General features: G+C 68.9%; 19 protein-coding genes. 9 read left to right on the forward strand and 10 right to left on the reverse strand.

Annotation, left to right across the window (positions count from 1 at the left end):
* Positions 1 to 212: 212 nt before the first annotated feature.
* The 5 genes from FFS49_RS27855 to FFS49_RS27875 all read left to right on the forward strand — a co-directional run bounded on the left by FFS49_RS27855 (position 213) and on the right by FFS49_RS27875 (position 5183).
* Positions 213 to 1004 carry an SDR family oxidoreductase gene (locus FFS49_RS27855; protein WP_105818076.1) on the forward strand — a complete coding sequence of 264 codons (792 nt, stop codon included), beginning with the start codon at positions 213 to 215 and terminating at the stop codon, positions 1002 to 1004.
* 199 nt (positions 1005 to 1203) lie between these two features.
* Positions 1204 to 2238 carry a LysR family transcriptional regulator gene (locus FFS49_RS27860; protein ID WP_105818077.1) on the forward strand — a complete coding sequence of 345 codons (1035 nt, stop codon included), beginning with the start codon at positions 1204 to 1206 and terminating at the stop codon, positions 2236 to 2238.
* A gap of 101 nt (positions 2239 to 2339) precedes the next feature.
* Positions 2340 to 3029, forward strand: coding sequence for a DUF4286 family protein (locus tag FFS49_RS27865; protein WP_105818078.1), 690 nt, complete (start codon positions 2340 to 2342; stop codon positions 3027 to 3029).
* A 79-nt stretch (positions 3030 to 3108) separates the two neighbouring features.
* A complete protein-coding gene (locus tag FFS49_RS27870) occupies positions 3109 to 4428 on the forward strand; it encodes an MFS transporter (RefSeq protein ID WP_105818079.1) in 1320 nt (439 codons plus the stop codon).
* 53 nt (positions 4429 to 4481) lie between these two features.
* Positions 4482 to 5183, forward strand: a complete 702-nt coding sequence (locus tag FFS49_RS27875; protein WP_105818080.1) for a DUF2848 domain-containing protein — start codon at positions 4482 to 4484, stop codon at positions 5181 to 5183.
* Between the two features lie 400 nt (positions 5184 to 5583).
* On the opposite strand, the gene FFS49_RS27880 is transcribed toward FFS49_RS27875, so the two are convergent.
* Entirely contained in the window at positions 5584 to 6975 is a 1392-nt protein-coding gene (locus FFS49_RS27880; protein ID WP_105818081.1) for an RtcB family protein, read from the reverse strand.
* A gap of 131 nt (positions 6976 to 7106) precedes the next feature.
* On the reverse strand, positions 7107 to 8090 hold the full coding sequence (locus FFS49_RS27885) for an NAD-dependent epimerase/dehydratase family protein (protein WP_105818082.1): 984 nt from the start codon (positions 8088 to 8090) through the stop codon (positions 7107 to 7109).
* A 101-nt stretch (positions 8091 to 8191) separates the two neighbouring features.
* Here FFS49_RS27885 and FFS49_RS27890 point away from each other — a divergent pair, with 101 nt between their 5' ends.
* Positions 8192 to 9094: a LysR family transcriptional regulator gene (locus tag FFS49_RS27890; protein ID WP_071332252.1), complete on the forward strand. Its 903-nt coding sequence runs from the start codon at positions 8192 to 8194 to the stop codon at positions 9092 to 9094.
* Positions 9095 to 9145: 51 nt separating this feature from the next.
* Here FFS49_RS27890 and FFS49_RS27895 read toward each other — a convergent pair whose 3' ends face one another.
* A complete protein-coding gene (locus FFS49_RS27895) occupies positions 9146 to 9466 on the reverse strand; it encodes a hypothetical protein (RefSeq protein ID WP_039343871.1) in 321 nt (106 codons plus the stop codon).
* 57 nt (positions 9467 to 9523) lie between these two features.
* Complete coding sequence (locus tag FFS49_RS27900; protein WP_105818376.1) at positions 9524 to 10396, reverse strand: LysR family transcriptional regulator; 873 nt, start codon at positions 10394 to 10396, stop codon at positions 9524 to 9526.
* Between the two features lie 170 nt (positions 10397 to 10566).
* On the opposite strand from FFS49_RS27900, the gene FFS49_RS27905 reads away from it, so the two are divergent.
* The gene (locus tag FFS49_RS27905; protein WP_105818083.1) at positions 10567 to 12027 is read left to right on the forward strand and encodes an MFS transporter; all 1461 of its coding nucleotides are present in this window, start codon (positions 10567 to 10569) and stop codon (positions 12025 to 12027) included.
* Positions 12028 to 12095: 68 nt separating this feature from the next.
* Here the strand turns inward: FFS49_RS27905 and FFS49_RS27910 are convergent, their stop codons facing one another.
* Positions 12096 to 12293: an oxidoreductase-like domain-containing protein gene (locus FFS49_RS27910; RefSeq protein WP_083417578.1), complete on the reverse strand. Its 198-nt coding sequence runs from the start codon at positions 12291 to 12293 to the stop codon at positions 12096 to 12098.
* Between the two features lie 144 nt (positions 12294 to 12437).
* Between FFS49_RS27910 and FFS49_RS27915 the strand changes: the two genes are divergently transcribed.
* Positions 12438 to 12860: a RidA family protein gene (locus FFS49_RS27915; RefSeq protein ID WP_071332250.1), complete on the forward strand. Its 423-nt coding sequence runs from the start codon at positions 12438 to 12440 to the stop codon at positions 12858 to 12860.
* Positions 12861 to 12947: 87 nt separating this feature from the next.
* Here the strand turns inward: FFS49_RS27915 and creD are convergent, their stop codons facing one another.
* From creD to FFS49_RS27940, 5 genes are all read right to left on the reverse strand, one after another.
* Entirely contained in the window at positions 12948 to 14339 is a 1392-nt protein-coding gene (gene creD, locus FFS49_RS27920; protein ID WP_105818084.1) for a cell envelope integrity protein CreD, read from the reverse strand.
* A gap of 104 nt (positions 14340 to 14443) precedes the next feature.
* On the reverse strand, positions 14444 to 15895 hold the full coding sequence (gene creC / locus FFS49_RS27925; RefSeq protein ID WP_105818085.1) for a two-component system sensor histidine kinase CreC: 1452 nt from the start codon (positions 15893 to 15895) through the stop codon (positions 14444 to 14446).
* A gap of 15 nt (positions 15896 to 15910) precedes the next feature.
* The gene (creB, locus tag FFS49_RS27930) at positions 15911 to 16615 is read right to left on the reverse strand and encodes a two-component system response regulator CreB (RefSeq protein WP_105818086.1); all 705 of its coding nucleotides are present in this window, start codon (positions 16613 to 16615) and stop codon (positions 15911 to 15913) included.
* 85 nt (positions 16616 to 16700) lie between these two features.
* Positions 16701 to 17414, reverse strand: coding sequence for an SDR family NAD(P)-dependent oxidoreductase (locus FFS49_RS27935; RefSeq protein ID WP_105818087.1), 714 nt, complete (start codon positions 17412 to 17414; stop codon positions 16701 to 16703).
* A 106-nt stretch (positions 17415 to 17520) separates the two neighbouring features.
* Positions 17521 to 18429: a sterol desaturase family protein gene (locus FFS49_RS27940; RefSeq protein ID WP_105818088.1), complete on the reverse strand. Its 909-nt coding sequence runs from the start codon at positions 18427 to 18429 to the stop codon at positions 17521 to 17523.
* Positions 18430 to 19281: 852 nt separating this feature from the next.
* Here FFS49_RS27940 and FFS49_RS27945 point away from each other — a divergent pair.
* Positions 19282 to 20098: hypothetical protein (locus FFS49_RS27945; protein ID WP_137951027.1), on the forward strand; the 817-nt coding region annotated here is incomplete at its 3' end.

The raw sequence follows: 20098 nt of genomic DNA on the forward strand, positions 1-20098 counted from the left end.
GGCCCGCCCGCGCTATTCTGCCGGGCTTTCGTGACTTATCGCAAAAATGTGGAGGATAGAGCGATTCGGCGCCGCACATCGTCAGCCTTTGCAAAATGGTCCGCTGCCGCGCCGGCCGCCCGGATACCGCCCGCGTTCATCCTTTTGGCGGATACCGGCGCTCGCAGGGGCCGCCTAAAGTGACCGGAAACGACCCCTTTCCGGAGCACGACATGACCCACCCGCAACCCCGCACGATCGTGATCACCGGCGCGGGCACCGGTATCGGCGCCGCGTGCGCGCGCCGCTTCGCCCGCCGCGGCGACCGCGTCGTGCTGATCGGGCGGCGCCAGGCGCCGCTCGACGCGCTGGCCGCCGAAACGGGCGGTCTCGCGCTGGCCGGCGATGCCGCGAGCACCGCCGACTGGGCCCGCTTCCTGCCGCAGATCGCCGAACGCTTCGGCCGCGTCGACGCGCTCATCACATGCGCGGGCGGCCACGGCCTCGGCCGCGCGGATGAAACCGACGACGCGCAATGGCGCGACGCGATGCACGCGAACCTCGACACCGCGTTCGTCAGCGCGCGCGCGTGCCTGCCCGACCTGATCGCGCAGCGCGGCAGCGTCGTGCTGGTCGCGTCGATCGCCGCGCTCGCGGCCGGGCCCGGCGTGTGTGGCTACACGGTCGGCAAGCACGCGCTGCTCGGGCTCGCGCGGTCGCTCGCACGTGACTACGGGCCGCACGGCGTGCGGGCGAACGCGGTGTGCCCCGGCTGGGTCCGCACGCCGATGGCCGACGCGGAGATGGAACCGCTGATGTCGGCACACGGCGACACGCTCGACGGTGCGTATGCGCGCGTCAGCGCCGACGTGCCGCTGCGGCGCGCGGCAGACCCGGACGAGATCGCGGCCGTGTGCGCGTTCCTCACGTCGCCGGACGCGTCTTTCGTGACCGGCGCGACGCTTGTCGCCGACGGCGGCGCGATGGTCGTCGACGTGCCGACGCTCGCGTTCGACAAGCTTTGATGTGCGCGGGGGGCGCCGCTCGCGTGACGTACGCGTCGCGGGCGGCGTTGCGTGAACGTGCGCCTGCCCCTTCACCGCCCGCCCACGTACCCACCGCCGCACACGCAACGCGTCTCCCGTTTATTTCCTGCCCCTGAAAATCCGCTACCATCGACCGATCCCGCCGCCCCGCCCGGTAACGCCTCCCGCTCGGACTTCGATGAACATCCGGTTTCTTGAAACCTTCGTCTGGCTCGCGAAGCTGGAAAACTTCCGGCTCACGGCCGAAAAACTGCACACCACACAGGCCGCCGTATCGAGCCGCATCGCGTCGCTCGAGGAGGCATTCGACGTACGCCTGTTCGACCGCAACACGCGCTCGGCCACGCTCACGCCCGCCGGGCGCCGCATGCTCGCGTACGCGGAGCGGATCGTGCGGCTCGACGGCGAAATGCGCCGCGACATCGATGCGGCGAGCGACGCGGGCCTGATCCGGATCGGCGTGATCGAATCGATCGTGCACAGCTGGTTCCCCGCGCTGATGGCGCAACTGCGCGAGCGCTATCCACGCCTCGACGTCGAGATCACGAGCGACACGACGCTGCACCTGATCCGCCTGCTGAGCACCGACGGCGTCGACCTGATCCTGCAGACCGACCCGGTGCCGGGCCCCGATTTCACGAACCTGCCGCTGTGCGAATTCCCGGTGCGCTGGGCGGCCAGCCCGCGCCTCGGGCTCGGCGGCCAGCCGCTCGACGTCGCGCGCCTGGCCGAATTCCCGATCATCAGCTTCTCGCGTCACTCGGGGCCGCACGCGACGATCGAGCGGCTGTTCGCGGCCGTCGAGCGGCCGGCCAGCATCAACTGCATCACGTCGGTCGCCGCGATGATCCGCCTCGTCGCCGACGGCTTCGGCGTGGCCGCGCTGCCGCCCGCGATCATCGGGCGCGAGTTGCACGAAGGCGCGCTCGAACTGCTCGACGTCGAACCCGAATTCCCCGCGCTGCCGCTCGTCGCGACGTACCGCAGCCAGGGCTTGCCGGTGGCCGCGCGCATCGCGGAACTGGCCAGCGAAGTCGCGCGTGCGATGTCGGCCGCCGCGAATCACGCCAAGACGACCGCGCCCGATACCGTGGGCAATGCACCCGCCCGTCCCGCGGCGAAAGCAAATACCCGAGCGAAAACACCCGCAAAGGCGAAGCGCACGACGCAATCCGCCCCGCCCCCCGCGCAACGCCGCCCGCGCCGCTCATAAGAAAACCTGTTCACCGCGAATTTGTTTTCTTGTTGGACGGGCGCGGCCCGTCTTCGGGAAACTGCGGTTCCTGACATCCCCCCGTCACGAGGAACCCCGCGATGACCCGCCTTACCCTTCCGCACGGCCAGCTTTGCGTCTGGACGGATATCGACCCCGCGCACGAAGCCGATTTCAACGCGTGGTACGACCGCGAGCACATGCAGGAACGTGTCGCGATTCCCGGCTTCACGCATGCGCGGCGCTTTCGCGCGACCGATCGCGGCCCGCGCAAATACCTCGCGCTGTACGTGACGGACGCGCTCGACGTGTTCCACGGCGACGCATATCGCCGCGCGTTCACGCAGCAGACCGCGTGGTCGCTCGCGAACTTCGAGCGCATGACGGGCACGCAGCGACGCGTCGGAGAACTGACGATCGAGTCCGGCGACGGCGAAGGCGCGCATCTCGCACTGTTCGTGCTGCCGCCGGATCGCATCGACGTGCCGCACCTGCGCGAGCGCTTCGACGACGTGCTGTACGAACCGGGGATCCACGCCGCGCGACTCTTTCGCACCGCGCCCGAACTGTCCGCGCCGATCGGCGCCGATGCGGCCGCCCGCCCGGCCGCCGATGCGCTCGTGCTGATCGAAGGCAGCGATGCGGCCGCGACGCGCCGCGTCGCCGCCACGCTCGCCGGCCACGACGACGTGCGCACCTTCGACCTGATGTGGCGCGCCGCCGCCCCGCTGCATGTAACGCGCAGCGACGTCGAAGCCGAGCCCGCTGCCGCAGCCGCGCTGCCCGCCTGATCGCCCGCGCCGGCCGCACCGCACGCACGCTGCCCGCCAGCGCAGCGGCCCGGCGCTTCATCCCGTTCCCCGTCACGACATGCCCGACACCATGAGCACTCTCGCCCAGCCCGCCGCCCACGCGCCCCGCCGCGTCCGCAACAGCCGACTCGCGACCGCGAGCATGATCGGCACGTCGCTCGAGTGGTACGACTTCACGATCTACAACACGCTCGCCGCGCTCGTCTTCAACCACCTGTTCTTTCCGTCGGTCGATCCGCTGGCCGGCACGATCCTCGCGTTCTCGACCTATGCGGTCGGCTACGTGTCGCGCCCGCTCGGCGGTTTCGTGTTCGGCAATCTCGGCGACCGCATCGGCCGCCGTGCGGTGCTGATGCTCACACTGGTGCTGATGGGCGTGACGACCGCGTTGATGGGCGCGCTGCCGACCTACGCGCAGGCCGGCATCCTGAGCCCGATCCTGCTCGTCGCGCTGCGCTTCGTGCAGGGCGTCGCGCTCGGCGGCGAATGGGCCGGCGCGGTGCTGCTGTCGGTCGAGCACGGCGACCAGAAGCGACGCGGGCTGTCCGCATCGTGGACGCAGATCGGCCCGTCGTTCGGCACGCTGCTCGGCACCGGCTGCATCGCGCTCGTGACGCTGTCGACCACGTCCGGCGACTTCCTGTCGTGGGGCTGGCGCGTACCGTTCGCGGCCAGCGCACTGCTCGTCGTGTTCGGCTTCTGGCTGCGGCGCGGCGTCGACGAAACGCCGCAGTTCGAGCAGCTCGCCGAATCGCACGCGACCGCCGAGGTGCCCGTCGCCGACGTGCTGAAGTTCCACTGGAAGCGCCTGCTGATCGCCGGTGGCTCGCGGATCGGCTCGGACGTGCTGTATGCGCTGATCGTCGTGTTCACGCTCACCTACGTGACGACCGTGCTGCACCTGTCGCGCCCCGTCGCCTTGACGGCCGTGATGATCGGCACAGCCTGCAACGCGCTCGCGGTGCCGTTCTTCGGCGCGCTGTCGGACCGCTTCGGCCGCCGGCCCGTGTATCTCGCCGGTGCGCTCGCCGGCATCGTGTGGGCGTTCGTGTTCTTCGCGCTGCTTGATTCGGCCCGCCCGGGCGCGATCGTCGCGGCCGTCGCGATCGGCCTCGTGATCCATGCGGTGATGTACGGCCCGCAGGGCGCGTTCGTGACCGAACAGTTCCCGACCCGCGTGCGCTATGCGGGCTCGTCGCTCGCGTACACGCTGGCCGGCATCGTCGGCGGCGGCTTCGCGCCGCTCGTGATTGCCGCGCTGTTCCGGCAGACGGGCACGACGACGGCCGTGTCGCTGTATGTCGTCGCCGCGCTCGTCGTCACGTCGATCGCGCTCGTCGTCGCACGCGAAACCGCGCACAAGCCGCTCGCGGATTGAACGTCGCCGCCAGCAAGCCGTTTCATTCTTTCGCACTTCAAACGGATACCCGCATGCCAACCCTGTCGTTCAACGTGATTTCCCGGCAACGCGAGCCGGCCACCGTCGACGTCGAAATCCAGCGCGTCGTGATCGCCGGCTGGGCCGGCCGCGATCCGGCCGCGATCCAGGCGCATATCGACGAACTCGCGGCACTCGGCGTCGCGCCGCCGTCGACCACGCCCTGCTTCTATCGCGTGTCGGCCGCGCTGCTCACGCAGGCGCCCGCGATCGGCGTGCTCGGCGCACGCTCGGGCGGTGAGATCGAATGCGTGCTGGTCGACAGCGCGGCCGGCACGCTCGTGACCGTCGGCTCCGATCATACGGATCGTGAGGTCGAAGCCTACGGCGTCGCGGTGTCGAAGCAGGTGTGCGCGAAACCGCTCGGCCACGACGCGTGGCTTTACGCGGACGTCGCGGATCACTGGGATGCGATCGAGATGCGTTCGTGGCTGATTTCTCGCGATGGCGAGCGGACGGCATACCAGCATGGCGCGGTGAGTGGCCTGCTTGCGCCGGAAGTGCTGTGGCAGCGCTTCGACGACCGCCGGACGATGCCCGCGCGCGGCGCGATGTATGGCGGCACGGTTGCCGTGCATGGCCCGATCGCTGCGATGGGCGACGGGGATGCGTTCGAGATGGAACTGCACGATCCGGTGCTCGGGCGCAGCCTTCGGCACCGCTATGCAGTGGAGGTGTTGCCGATCGTCGCGTAGCGGGCAATGAGCAAGTGCGCGGCACACGGGCGCGACAGCATTCCGCGGCCGCGCCAGCCGCCGCTATTACGGCTGAAAGCAGTGATAGTCCGGAAAATTGAACTGCGAGTTGTTGCAATACAGCACCCCGGCCAGGTCGGTGCACCCGCTCAATGCGAACATCATTGCCCCCGCAACCGACACTTTCCACCCGAAATGCAACATTGCGCCCCCGTTTTCGCTTTCTCGACATGAGCCGACATGATGCGCATCGGACGTGCCCGGGTATGTGGAGAATTGTTGTGCCCCGTGTGTGCCGGTTCGCGACGACGCTTTTCCGTGCCCGGGCACGGGCAGGCGGACGCCGTGTCGCGGGCCCGGCGCACGCAACGACGACGGCCACGGAGCACGCCGCCGCCCGTCACGCCTTGAACGTGATCCACGGCTTCAGCCGAACCGCGCTGCGAATGAGGCCGGCCTGCTCCTGCGCATCGATTACGGGCCCGATCGGCTTGTAGGCTTCCGGTGCTTCCTCGATGCGGCGCTCGTCGCGCAGCGTGACGCAGCGCCACGTGCCCGGCGCCTGTGCCGTGCGCATGCGCCGCACCGCCTGCCGGCGCACGCTGCGGCCGGCGCCGTGGCTGCATGACCACAGCCAGTCGGGATGACCGAGCCCGGTCGCGAGAAACGACGCATCGCCCATCGATCCGGGAATCAGCGCGAGATCGCCGTCGCGGGCGGGTGTCGCCCCCTTGCGATGGATGTTCATCCCGTTTTCGCGCAGCACGACGTTGTGCGGCACGTCGACCACGAGTGCCGAACGGGTTTCGCCGGTGAGTTCCGCCAGTTCCTTGCGCACCATCTCGGCCAGCACGACACGGTTGAGCCACGCATAGCGCGCGGCCGTGCCCATCGCGACGAGGTATTCGCGCGCCAGTTCGCCGGAAAGCCCATACAGGCCGCTTTCCGGATGCCTGACGCCCGCCGGCCACGCCGCGCGCGCCCGGTCCATCCAGCGCCGCCCGACGTAGAAGCCGACATCGCGCGAACCGCTGTGGATCATCACGACGACATCGTCCTTCGCGAGTCCCGCACGGTAGGCCGCATGCCGGTCGAACACCGCGTCGACCACCTGAAGTTCGACGAAATGATTGCCCGCCCCGGGCGTGCCGAGGCTGGGATCGCGGAAGACCTCGCGGGACCCGACGTGGGCGTCCGGCGCATATTTCGCGCTGCCGTCGAACCGGTCGAGGCCGATGCACGACGACAGCTCGTCGATGAGCCGGTCGCGGTCGACGTGCTGCCAGAGCCCGTGCGGCGCCACGCGATCGACGAATGCCGCCGGGCCCGCATCGAACAGCGCGCGGAATGCGTCGCTGGCGACCGGCACGTCGCGCCGATCCGCGAGAATCGCGCGCGTCAGCCGCTCGACGAGCGCCGTCTCGAACGGCGCGAGTGCCGATCGCTTGAGACCCGTGGTGACGAGACGCATCCCGCAATTGATATCGGTGCCGATCGCGGCGGGAATCACGAACGTGTCGTCGGTCGCGACGATCGAGCCGACCGGCGCAACCCCGCCCGGATGAAAATCGGGCGTCGCGCAGGCCTTGCACACGCCCTGATGGCCATCCGGAGAACGGACGGCCGCGAACGCGAGCAACTGCTGAACGGCCTTCTCCTCGAGCGGGAGCGAATCGGGCAACAGGACGGACGCCTGCGTCAGTTCATTGCGCAGGTGATAGATGCCGGCGTGATAGTCGACATGGATGCCTTGCCGTTGCAAGGCCTTTTTTAAGCGAGGAAGAGTAGACATCGCTGCTGGAAATGAAAAAGGTACGACGCGACCTCCGGCCTTCCGGCGGTCGTGGGTACCTTCCTGCAGCAGCGTCGAGGAAGGGAGCGCGGATCATAGCAGAACGCGCTTGCGTTCGCGACCGCCGTTGCTCACTTGAGACACCCGAGCCCCGCCAGCGTCGCCTCCACCGCCGTGTCGAGCGGCGTCACGGGCTCGCGGCCGAGCACCGCGGTCACCCGCGTATTGTCGAGCCGGACCGGCTCGCGCCACAGGTAGCGCATCTCGAGCAGTTCGCGCAGCGTCGTGACGAACGGCGCCGCGGCCCACACGAACCACCACGGGAACTTGCGCACCATCGGGCGCAGCCCGTGCCGCTGCGCGACGCGGCGCACGGCCTCAGCCATCTGCGTGCCGTCCGCATCCCAATGCCCGCCCAGGTGAAAGCGCGCGAACGGCTCCAGCGTGTCGCGCCGCTCGATCAGTTCGACCATCGCGCGTGCGGCGTCCGGCACATACGACCATTGGTGCCCGATGCCGGCCCGCCCCGGCACGCTGATGGACGCAACCGGCTGCCCGGCCTTGACGAACCCCGCCGCAAACCAGCTGTTGCCGGTGAGCTTCGGCCCGAAGAAATCGCCGGCGCGCACGATGATCGTGCGAACGCCCTGCCCGGCCGCATCCTGCAGCCGGCGCTCCAGTTCGACGCGGATCGCGCCCTTGCGCGTCGACGGATGCTGCGGCGCATCTTCGACCAGCACCGGAAACGCATCGGGCCCGTAGTTGTAGACGGTGCCCGGCAGCACGATGGTCGCCCGCTCCGCCTTCGCCGCCGCGATCGTGTTGTCGATCATCGGCAGCACCTGCCCGGCCCAGTTCCGGTAGCCCGGCGGATTCACCGCGTGCACGATCACGCTGCAGCCGCGCGCGGCCCGGACGACCGCGTCGCGGTCCATCGCGTCGCCGCGGATCCAGGTAATGCCGTCGCGCTCCGCGACTTCGGCGTCGAGCCCGCGCTTCAACCCGCGCACCAGCCAGCCCGCATCGCGCAACTGCCGCGCGACTTCGCCGCCAATTCCGCCGCTCGCGCCGAGCACGAGTGCCTGTCGTTGCGTCCCGCCTGCGTGGGTCGTCATTGCCGCTCTCCTTGAATGAATGTCCGTGATGACATGCATTCTGGCGCGACTTCAGCTACCAAGGAATTGCCGAACCTGATGGATCATCTATACATTTATGTATGGCCATCGATCTGAACTGGGAACGCTACCGCACCTTCCTCGCCGTACTGACGGAAGGCTCGTTGTCGGGCGCTGCGCGCGCCCTCGGCATCACGCAGCCAACCGCCGGCCGCCACGTCGCGGCGCTCGAGGCCGCATTCGGCCAGACGCTGTTCACGCGATCGCCGTCCGGCCTGCTGCCGACCGAGGCGGCGCTCGCGCTGCGCGGCCACGCGGAGGCGCTGCGCAGCGCGGCGGCCGCGTTCGAGCGCGCGGCCGCGAGCCACGGCGCCGGCGTGCGCGGCATCGTGCGGATCTCGGCCAGCGACGTGATCGCCGTCGAAGTGCTGCCGCCGGTTCTCGCGCAGTTGCGGCGCGACCATCCGGGGCTCGTCATCGAACTGGTGCCGACCGATCGCATCCAGGACGTGCTCAAACGCGAGGCAGACATCGCGATCCGGATGGCGCCCCCCACGCAGGAGGCGCTCGTTGCGCGGCGCATCGGCGAAATCGACATCGGCCTGTATGCGCGCGACGACTACCTGGCGCGCAACGGTGCACCCACGACGATCGACGAACTCGCGCATCACGCGCTGATCGGCTTCGACACGGTCACGCCGTTCATCCGCTCCGCGGGCCGCGGCATGCCGCTGTGGAAGCGCGATGCGTTCTCGCTGCGCACCGACAGCAACCTCGCGCAGCTCGCGATGATCCGTGCCGGCTACGGGATCGGCTTCTGCCAGAGCGGGCTCGCGAAACGCGACGCGCGGCTCGTGCGCGTGCTGCCGGACAAGCTCGCGATGCAGCTGGAAACCTGGGTCGTGATGCATGAGGATCTGCGGTCGAGCCCGCGCTGCCGCGCGGTGTTCGACGCGCTGGCCGACGGGCTGCGTGCGTATGTGAACGGCGAAGCCATCGAATAGACGATTCGCGGCGACGGTCACGAACAAAGTGAACGAAGCGCCCGCGCGGCGCTATTCGTAGATTTTCCCGGCGAACAGGATGTCCGCCATGCGCCGCCACGGGTTGTCGGGCACGTCGTAGAAACGCAGCCCTTCCTCCGACGCCTCAGCCCAGTCGACCATCGCGTCCAGGTACGCGCCGATCGAGTGGTTTTCCCAGCCGAGCGCGGCGCGGGAGTACGGCGACGGCGGCACGTCGGCCTCGAGCTGGCGCTCCGTGTTCCAGTCGTGGCCGAGCACGCGCAGGAAGTGGATCAGCGAGCGTTCGTCGACCACGCGCTCCAGCGCATCCTGCAGCTTCGCGGCCATCTGGCGTTGCAGTTCGTCGTTCATTTTTTGTCCCCTGGCGCGCCTCTCACTACGCGCCGCCGCAAGTCGTGCGGCCCGGTTCTACATCAGCAATTGCCGCGACAGCACCTCGCGCGCCTGCGTGACGGCTTCGCGTTCGCCGGGTATCGGCGGCGTCAGCGAAAACACCGCGTCGGGCAGCGGCGGCAGCCGGTATTTCGCGCCGAGCCGCATCATGCCCTCGCCGATCGCCGACGCGCACAGGCAGCCCACGCCGAGCCCCGCCGCCAGCATCGACTGCAGCCCCGCGACCCCCGACGCGCTGTGCACGAGCCGGTACGGCATGTGCTGCTCGTCGAGCGAGCGCACCGCGACCTGATGCATCATGCAGTCGTCCGGCAACAGCACGAGCGGCAGCGGCTCGGGCAACTGCTCGGCGAGGGCGGGCGATGCGACCCACGACAGCGGCTCGCGCCGCAGCACCCAGCGCGTATCGGCCGACGCCGGCCGGAACGGCCCGCTCGACAGGTTCATCACCACGCCGAGATCGACGTGCCCGCGCGCATGCGCCGCTTCGATATCCGCGCTCTTCATCGCGCTGACGTGCAGGCTCAATTGCGGGTAGCACTCCCGCAGCCGCGCGAGCAGCCCCGCGACTTCGTTGGTCCGGTAGTAATCGGTGATCGCGACGCGCAGCTCGCCCTTGATCGCCTGACCGCGCACTTCGTCGAACGCGGCCTCGTTCAGCGCGACGATGCGCCGCGCGTGCTGCAGCAGCCGCGAGCCGGCCGGAGTCGGCTCGACCCCGCGCTTGCTGCGCACGAACAGCGGCACGCCGGCGCGCGATTCGAGCTTGCGCACCTGCTCGCTGACCGTCGACTGCGACAGGTGCAGCAGCGGCGCGGCGGCCGTCAGGCTGCCGGCATCCGCGACCGCCGCGAAAGTACGCAACTGATCCAGGTCGAACCCACGCATCGCCATCCTCCATCCATCGAATAACCCGATGGATGCTACCACCAATTCCCGCTTTTCCGATTCATCGTCACCACCCAGAATGGGGGTCAATCGCCCGTCCATGGCCGAACCGGTGCTCCCGGCGTCGCGTCCGCCGTGAATGTGGCACTCATTCTTTCGGACTTGCTTCCATGACGAACGACACCCTTGCTCCCTGCGTGCCGGCCGGCACGGCCGCCGCGGCGACGCCGCGCAGCCATCACGGCTGGGCGCTGGTGGTCCTGCTGGTTGGCGCGATTTTGCCGCCGCTCGACTACTTCATTGTGAATCTCGCGCTGCCGGCCATCCGCGACGGCATCGGCGCACGCCCGGCCGAGCTGCAGCTGGTCGTGTCCGCGTATGCGTGCGCGAACGCGGTCGTGCAGATCACCGGCGGCCGGCTCGGCGACCTGTACGGCCGCAAGCGGATGTTCATGATCGGGATGGCCGGCTTCGTCGTCGCGTCGACGCTGTGCGGGCTTGCCGGCAGCGGCGCGGTGCTGGTCGGCGGCCGTGTGCTGCAGGGCCTGTTCGCCGCGATCCTCGCGCCGCAGGTGCTCGCGACGATCCGCAGTGTGTTCAGCCCGCAGGAGCAGGTGCGCGTGATGGGCTTCTACGGTTTCGTGTTCGGTCTCGCAGCCGTGATCGGCCAGCTCGGCGGCGGCGCGTTGATCAGCCTGCATCCGTTCGGGCTCGGCTGGCGCGCGATCTTCCTCGTCAACCTGCCGATCGGCATCCTCGCGCTGATCGGCAGCTGGCGCTTCATCCCGGAAAGCCGGCCGCCGAAAGGCCAGCGCATCGACGTGCCGGGCATGGCGCTGCTGTCGCTGTTCCTGCTGATGCTCGTGTACCCGCTCACGCACGGTCGCGAGGCCGGCTGGCCGCTGTGGATGGTCGCGTGCCTCGTCGGCGCGCTGCCGATGCTCGGGGCGCTGCTGGCGGTCGAGGCGCGCCGCCTCGCGGGCGGCCGCGATCCGCTGCTCGACGTGCGCCTGTTCCGCAACCCCGTCGTCGCGCTCGGGCTCGTGCTGGCGTTCCTGTTCTATACGCTGAGCGCGTTCTTCCTGAGTTACGGGATCTACCTGCAGGGCTGCCTGAACTGGTCGCCGCTCGCGTCGGGGCTCGCGATCCTGCCGCTCGGGCTCGGCTTCCTGTCGAGCCCGCTGCTGATGCCGCGACTCGTCGGCCGGTTCGGCGGCTATCGCGTGCTCACGCTGGGCTTTGCGATGCTTGCGGCCGGCGTCGCGACGGCCGCCGCACTGGCGGGTGCAGCCACGCCGGGCGCCGGCTTTTACGTAGGGATCGCGGCGATCGGGATCGGCCAGGGCCTCGTGCTGCCGTCGGTCGTGCGGATCGTGCTCGCGGAAGTCGACACGGCGCGCGCGGGTGTCGCATCCGGCATGGTCACCGCGATGCTGCAGATCGGTGCGGCCGTCGGCGCCGCGACGATCGGCGGCGTGTTCTTCGCGCGGCTCGGCGTGCATCCGGCTGCGATCGACTACGTGCAGGGGTTCCGGACCTCGATGTTCACGCTGACGGCCGTGCTGCTCGTGTGCATCGCGCTGTCGACGATGCTCGGGCCGCTGCATCGGCGGCTGCATGCCGGCGCGTAGCCGGACAGGGATGGCCGCGGCGGCATGCGCCGAATCGTCGATGGCGCAGGCACGCGCCGGCGCCCGGTTCAATGATGCTGCTTGCGTTGCGCTTGCCGCGCCTCCCATTCGGCCAGTTCGATGCGATAGCGCGCAAGCGCTTCGTCGTATAAGTCGAAAACGCACGGCGAGCAGCCGCTGTTGCAGCAGTCTTCCAGCTCGGGTTGGACAGGCGGGGTCGGGCGGGGATCGTCGACGGACGGATCGTCTGAAGCTTGGTTCGGCACGGCATGGTCCGGTGATGTGGAGCGCTCAGTATAGGTCGATCCAGGCCACCGCCGCTGTCAGCCGGACGGACGGGGCAACGACGAACTCCTCCATAATGCCGCGATGGCCGGGTACCCCCGTACCCGCCCCACAGGAGCCGCACGATGGCCGAAGCAGTGAATCCGCCGGAAGTCTGGGCGCCGTTCGGCGCGTTCTCGATGGCCGTGATCCAGGGCGACGGCCGGATCGTGCATCTGAAGGGGCAGGTGGCGCTCGATCGCAACGGCCAGGTGGTCGGCCACGGCGACATGCGCACGCAGGTACGCCAGACGCTCGACAACATCCGCGCCGTGCTCGCCACGATGGGCGGACAGATGCAGGACGTGATCTCGCTCGTGCACTACGCGACCGACATCGATGCCTTCATGCAGGCCGGCGACGTCCGCAAGTCGTACTTCGCCGAGCCCTATCCCGTGACGACGACCGTCCAGGTCGAGCGTCTCTACCATCCCGACCTGCTGATCGAGATCACCGCTGTTGCCGAGATTCCGCTGGCGCGTTTTCGGCGGCCTGCATTGCGCGCGTGAAGCGGCGATGTGGCGATGTGGTACCGCGCCCTATGACGCGCCGGCCGTAGCCTTCCCGACCGGCGCGCCTGCCGACACCCCGCGTGCTTACTTCACCTGCGCGCCCGGCTTCGCTACGCCCGCCCCCGCCTTGTCGGCCAGCGGCTGCCACGCGGCGCCGAGCGAATACCAGTCGACGCGGCGCGTGAGCGTCATGATGCCGGCGAGAATCGCGAACAGCAGCAGCGAACCGAGCATCAGCGCGTTGTCTTCCGACAGCAGCAGCCCGTAGAGCGCGGCGTACAGCACCGCGAGCAGCGCCGCGAACACCACCCCGCGCTTCACGCTGTGCAGCACGAACGACAGGTAGAAGGCAAGCAACCCGATGCAGGCGCCGCTCGCCGCGAGATACGCATACGCGAACTTGATGTGTTCGGACAGGCTTAGCAGCAACAGGAAGAACAGTGCAAGCGACAAGCCGACCAGCGTGTACTGGATCGGGTGAATGCGCAGCCGCTTCACGAGCTCGTACATGAAGAAGCTCGCGAACGTGAGCATCACGAACAGCGCGCCGTACTTTGTCGCGCGCTCGGCCTGCAAATAGACGTTCACGGGTTCGATCACCGACACCGACGCCATTTCGATCGCGCCCTCCCCGTCGCCGGAGGCGATCTGCCCACGCGCCTTCGTGTTGAACGACGTCACGCGCCAGTTGCCGGTGAAGCCGCGCGCATCGACCGTGCGGTTGTTCGGCAGGAATGCGCCGTCGAAACTCGGATGCGGCCACGTCGATTTCAGCGAGAAATCGTTCTGGTCGCCCACCGGCGCAAAGGCGACGGAATCCGCACCGCGCAACGGCAGGTCGACGCTGAACGGCACGACCGCCCCTGCGTTTGCGTCCGCCAGCGCCGCGAGATCGACGTTCGCGTGCACGCCCTGGCGCAGGCTGTCCAGCCGCGTGCCCTGCTCGACGTCGAAGCGCGCGCCGCCGATGCGCAGATCGGGTTGCGCGGTCAGCCCGCGGATGTCGCCGATGCCGATCGACACATAGGCTTCGTCGACCTTGAAGCTCACATGACCGTCGGCTTGCGGCAGTTTCTTCAGGTCCGGCAACGGCAGCGTGCCCGTCATCCGGCTTGCCAGCTCGTACACCAGCGCCTTGTGAATGCCGCGATAGCGGACGCTGGTCGTCAGTGTGCCGTCGACGTTCAGCGTCTTCGGAAACACGAGCAGGCGCTTCGTCTCGCTGCGCAGGCTCGTCTTCGTCGCGCCGCCGGCCGGCGAATCGTCGCGCACCCGCGTGACTTCCGTGTAATGCACGACGAGCACGGGGCCCGCCACCGTCTGCGGCCCCGCATAGCTCGACCAGATGCTCTGCAGCGCATCGCGGCGATACGCGGAGCGTTCCTGCACGATGCTTTGCACCATCTGCAGCGGGATCAGGATCAGCAGCGCGAGAACCGCGGTGATCGCGAATTTGAACAACAGGACTCGATTCATGGCCGACAAGTACCGGAGTAAAAGGGTACGGTCAGCATGAGCGGCGCCGGTGAAGCGCGATTGAAGCCGATGTGAAGCGAATGTGTGGCGAGCGTGAAGCGCGCTCAGCCCGCCGACGGCAGCGTGAGCGTCGCGCACGCGCCGCCTTCGTCGCGGTTCGCGAGCGAGACCTGGCCACGGTGCAGCATCGCGACCTCGCGGACGAAACACAGCCCGAGGCCCGTGCTGCGATCCTGGCCGTCGGGGCGCGGCAGCGAATAGAAGCGCTCGAACACGCGCGCCAGTGCGTAGTCGGGCACGCCGGGGCCGTCGTCGGCCACGCGCACGATCGCGACCTGCGCCCGGCCCGCCGACTGCCGTTCGAGCGCGATGCGGATCGTGCTGCCCTGCGGCGCGAAATCCAGCGCGTTGTCGAGCAGGTTGCCGAGCGCCTGGCGCAGCAGGAACGGATCGCCTTCGACGACTGCCGGATCGGCCGCATCGTTCGCGTCGATCCGCAGGCTCACGCCGCGCTGCCGCGCGCGCGGCTCGATATCGTCGACGAGCTGTTCGAGCACCGGCCGCAGCGCGACCGGTTCGCGCACCGACAGGCGCTGCTTCTGCTCGACTTCCGCGAGCGCGAGCAGCTTGCGGATCATCTGTTCGAGGCGGCCGGCCTGGCGACGGATGTTCTCGGTGAAGCGCCGCCGGTTCGCCACCGGCATGTCTTCCTGCAACAGTTCGGCCGCGCCGCTGATTGCAGCGAGCGGGCTCTTCATCTCGTGCGTGAGCGTGTGGATGTAGGTTTCGACGTACTGCCGGTCCTCCAGCCGCTGATGCATGCTTTCCACCGCGCGCCCGAGTTCGGCCAGTTCGCTCGCGCCCTGCAGCGGCATGTCGGCCCGCTCGCCTGCCGCAATCGCGCGTGCATAGCGCTGCAGTCGCCGCAGCCCGACCACCAGCCACCACGTGCAGGCCACACCGATCAGGATCGCGCCGCCCATCAGCAAGGCGCCGTACAGCATGATCTTGCGCTGGCTGCGCGCGATGAACGGCGCGACCGTCTGGTTCGGCTTCGCGATCGTCAGCACGCCGATGATCGCGTTGCCGTGCCGGATCGGCGCCGCCACGTGCATCACGGTGCTGCTGTCGTCGTTCGGATCGCTGCGCGTGCTGCGCGCGCCGTACTCGCCGCGCAGCGTCCGGTACACGTCGTTCCAGCGCGAATAGTCCTGCCCGACCGCGCGGCCGGACGAGTCGTAGCGCACGATGCCGTGCGCGTCGGTGATGTAGAGACGGTAGCCGATCGCGTTCTTCTGCACGCCCCACACGTTCGCGCTGACCGGGTGTTCGTGCAGGTTCGAAAGCTGCCGCGCGAAAGCGCCGTCGGCGATGTGGCCGCTCGCCATGTCGTCGGCGGCCAGCGTCGCGAGCACTTGCGCGGTATCGACGAGCGTGTCCTCCATCGCCTCGCGCACGCCCGGCTTCACCTCCTGCACGAACACGCGCAGCGTGATCAGGGCAGCCAGGCCGACGATCAGGAAAAAGCCGAAGAAGATGCGCAGGCCGATATGCATGGACGGTGCCGGTCGTTACGGTTGCAGCGAATAGCCCATTCCGCGATGCGTGCGGATCGGGTCGCGTTCGGGGTCGATCGCGCGCAGCTTCGCGCGCAATGTCTTGATGTGCGTGTCGACCGTGCGGTCGGCCGAGTCGAATGCCTCGTGCCACACGAGGTCCATCAGTTGTTCGCGCGAGTAGATGCGCCCCGGATGCCGCACCAGCAGCGCCAGCAGCCCGAATTCGTAGCGCGTGAGGTCCAGTGCCTGGCCGAGCCACGATACGCGCGCGCCGTCGGCGTCGAGCGTGAAGCCCGGTGCGATGGACGCAGCCGGCACGGGTACGGGTGCCGCTTCGGACGCGGCCGTCCGGTGGAAGCGCCGCAGGATCACGCGCACCCGCGCCGCCAGCTCACGCGGCGAAAACGGCTTGATCACGTAATCGTCGGCGCCGATCTCGAGCCCGACGATCCGGTCGATTTCATCGTGCCGCGCGGTGAGGAAGATCACCGGTATATCGGAGAACGTGCGCAGCCGCCGGCACACCTCGAAGCCGCTGAGATCCGGCAGGCCGACGTCGAGCACGACGAGATCGAAGCGCGTGTCGCGCAGGTGGTCGAGCGCCGCCTGGCCGAGCGTGCAGTGGACGGTCTGCATGCCGTCGGTACCGAGGGCGTAGATGATCGTGTCCGCAATCGCCACTTCATCTTCGACGATCAGGATAGTGGGCTGATGCATGGTCTCAGGCTGGGCTCGCGCAATCCGGTGCGACATTGTACGCACGGCCGGCCGCGGTGCGAGCCCCTGCCCCTGCCCCGCCGCGCTATGCCACGCGGCCGGTCACCGGAATCGACGCGCCGGTGATCGCCTGCGCATCGGCCGACAGCAGGAAGCCGATCGTCGCCGCGATCTGCTCCGGCTTCACCCAGCGCGTGAAATCCGCGTCCGGCATGTCTGCGCGGTTCGGCGGCGTATCGATGATGCTCGGCAGGATCGCGTTCACCGTCACGCCGCGGTCGAGCAGTTCGGCCGCCAGCGCCTCGGTGAGCCGCGCGACGCCGGCCTTTGCAGCCGCGTATGCGCCCATTCCCGTGCCGGCCTTGAACGCAGCGCCCGCGCCGATGTTGACGATACGCCCGGCCGGGTTCGCCAGCAGGTGCGGCAGCGCGGCCTTCGATGCGTTCAGCGCGGTCTTCACGTTCAGTTCGTACATGCGGTCCCACGTGGCGGCGTCGCCGTCGGCGATCGTCTGCCATACGAACGCGCCCGCGATGTTCAGCAGCGCATCGACCCGGCCGAATTCACGTTGCACGGTATCGAGCGCCTGCGCGGCGGCCTGCGGATCGACGAGATCGATGCCGCCGATGCGCAGCGCGTCGGCCGGCACGCCGGGCAGCGCCTGCGCCGCCGGGGCCGCGCCGCGGCCGATCAGCGCGACGCGCGCGCCGCGCGCGCCGAGCCACGCGGCCGTCGCGACGCCCAGATGGCCGAATCCGCCGGTGATCGCGACTGCCTTGCCTTTGAGATCGTGTTCCATCGATGTTTTCTCCTGGATCGAGGGTTGCTTGATGATGCGTGTTGCATGAGCGATGCCGGCCGCGGCAGGCGTGCCCGGCCGGCAATGTGCCACAGGGTAGCGCCGTTCACGCATCCGTGCGCACGGTGACGAGGCTGCGACGGCGCAGTTCTTCCGTCGTTTCGCCCTGGTTGTCAGGGCGCCAGCCCGGCGCCAGCAGCACGAAGCGGATCGCGGTCCACACGTCGCGGGCGGTTGCGACGTCGCGGGCGAGGCTCGTCCAGTGCTCGAGCTCGACGACGAACGGGTTGCGCGAGCGGGTCGGCGTGACGAGGCCGAAGCGGCACGGCTCGTCGGCGCGCTCGGCGACATAGGTGCCGAACAGCCGGTCGAACACGACCAGTACGCCGCCGTAGTTCGCATCGAGATAGTCGAGGTTCGACGCATGGTGCACGCGGTGCGCGGACGGCGTGTTGAACACGGTTTCGAGCCAGCCGAGCTTGGGCATCCACGTGTTGTGCAGCCAGAACTGGTACATCAGGTTGAACGACAGGATCGCGAGCACGGCTTCCGGACGCACGCCGAGCCAAACGAGCGGCGTGAAGAACATCGCGGCGCCGGCGATCTTGCCGGTCCAGCCGAGGCGAAACGCGGACGACAACGTCAACTGGTTCGGCGAATGATGCACCGCATGGGTCGACCAGAAGAACCGCACGCGATGCGACGCGCGGTGATACCAGTAGTAGCAGAACTCCTGGCCGACGAACACGAGCAGCGCGAGCGCGACGCTGTGGAGCGGGATCGTGAAGAGCCGGTGCGCCCACGCGAGGTCGAACAGCGGCGTGGCGAGCGACAGCGGCACGAGTGCGAGCAGCTTGCGGCCCGCGAGATCGGCGAGCGACAGCCACACCTCGTTCCAGTCGAACGGTTCGGGCCCGCGAGCGCGGCGCCAGGTGAGCACGGCCGCCTCGACGAGCGAGACGGCGACGATGAAGAGCGTGACGTAGTACGCGAGCTTTCCTGTAGTGGTGAGCATGATGGGTCTTTCCTCCGGTTGAGTCGGACGCGTCATCGGCTGCACGGGCTGCCAGCGCGTCGAATGGAACGCACTGTAGTGGGCACGGAACGGAAAGACCACGCGAGAAATATGTCGCCGTATGTCGTGGGGGAAGGCGTTCAGGTGAGGTGTGGCAGGCGCGGGCGCTTGTGGGCTGGAGCGTGGCCGGCTTGACGCGGCGCGTTCGTGTGTCATGCGGGAAATGTGTCGCCGCATGTCACGATGAAATGCGTTCGGGCGATAAGCGGCGGTCGCGTGCGCTCATGGATTGAAAACCGACCCGCTTATGCGTGCGCGTTTGCATGTCCGGCAAGCCATGTATCGCCGCCTGTTGCAACGAACCCGGTCGACGCTGCACACAACCTGCGTCGACGGATCCTGCTGCGCGACACATGAACACTACGGGCGCCGATCAGAAGCCGATTCTTCGGAACGCATGCGATTACGGCTTCAGGTCAAGAAGAGACCGGGGCCGGTCGCACGGCGCGCACTGCCCGCGTTCGGTTCGCGCGATTCGCCGCAATGCACGCATCAATAGGAGCGCAAATATGTCGCCGCATGTCGCCGCGACACATTTTCGCGCTGTGCACGACACGCTCCGCATCCGTGCCATCGCACCGGCCCTCACGCAACCGCATCGCCGGCAGCCTTGCCCGGCGCGGCATGCCCGCGGTCGGCGCGACCGGCGCGCGCATTCGTCATACCTCGGAACACCACGCCACGTGTAACACCGAGACATCTTTTATGACGCGACGGACGCGCGTCATCGCCCTAAAGTTCGTCCCGTCGCCACGCCACTGCGTGCACCGAAACGAACCGCAAGGACACCCGATGAAAACCCGCTTCCTCGTCACCGCCGCCGCCCTCACCTTCGCCTGCGCGCCGGCCTTCGCCGGCTGGGCCGGCCACGGCACCGCGTACACGCCGCGCGGCACCTACAGCGGCGCGCATGCCGGCTCGTGCGGCGGCGGCAGCTGCTCGCATGCGGGTGGCGTGATCGGCCCCGGCGGCGGTATCGCGACCAACACGGGCACCGTCACGCGCACCGCGCCCGGCCAGTTCTCGAACAGCGGCACGGCCGTCGGCCCGAACGGGCGCTCGGTCGAGCACAGCGGCGACACGAGCTGCGCGGGCGGCACCTGTTCGCATACCGGTTCGCTGACGGGGTCGGACGGCCGCAGCGCCACGACGTCGGGCAGCGTGACGCGCAACGGCCCGGGCCAGTATTCGTCGAGCGGCACGATCACGGGCTCGAGCGGCAACACGGCCAGCCACACGGCATCGACGAATTGTGCAGGCTCGACCTGCTCACGCTCGGGCACCGTGACGGATGCCGACGGCGGAACCGTCACGCATTCCGGTAGCGCGACGCGCGTGGCGCCGGGCGTCGTGACGACGTCGGGCGGCTCGACGATCGTGCACGGCGGCACGGTGTCGACCGGTGGCACGACCGTGATCCACGGCAGCACGACGGCGGGCGGCGCAGTCGTCGTGGCCGGCGGGGCGGTGCCGGTTCCTGTCCCGGTGCCGGTGCCCGTCGTGGCACCCACGCCGGCCGCGGTGGTCGTGACGCCCCCGCCGCCCGCCGCCACGGTCGCTGTCGCGGCACCGGCGCCTGCACCGGCACCTGCCGCCGTCGTAGTTACAC

The sequence above is a fragment of the Burkholderia sp. 4NA327C6 genome (genome assembly GCF_005502655.1).
In the GTDB taxonomy this organism is placed as follows: Bacteria; Pseudomonadota; Gammaproteobacteria; order Burkholderiales; family Burkholderiaceae; genus Burkholderia; species Burkholderia contaminans.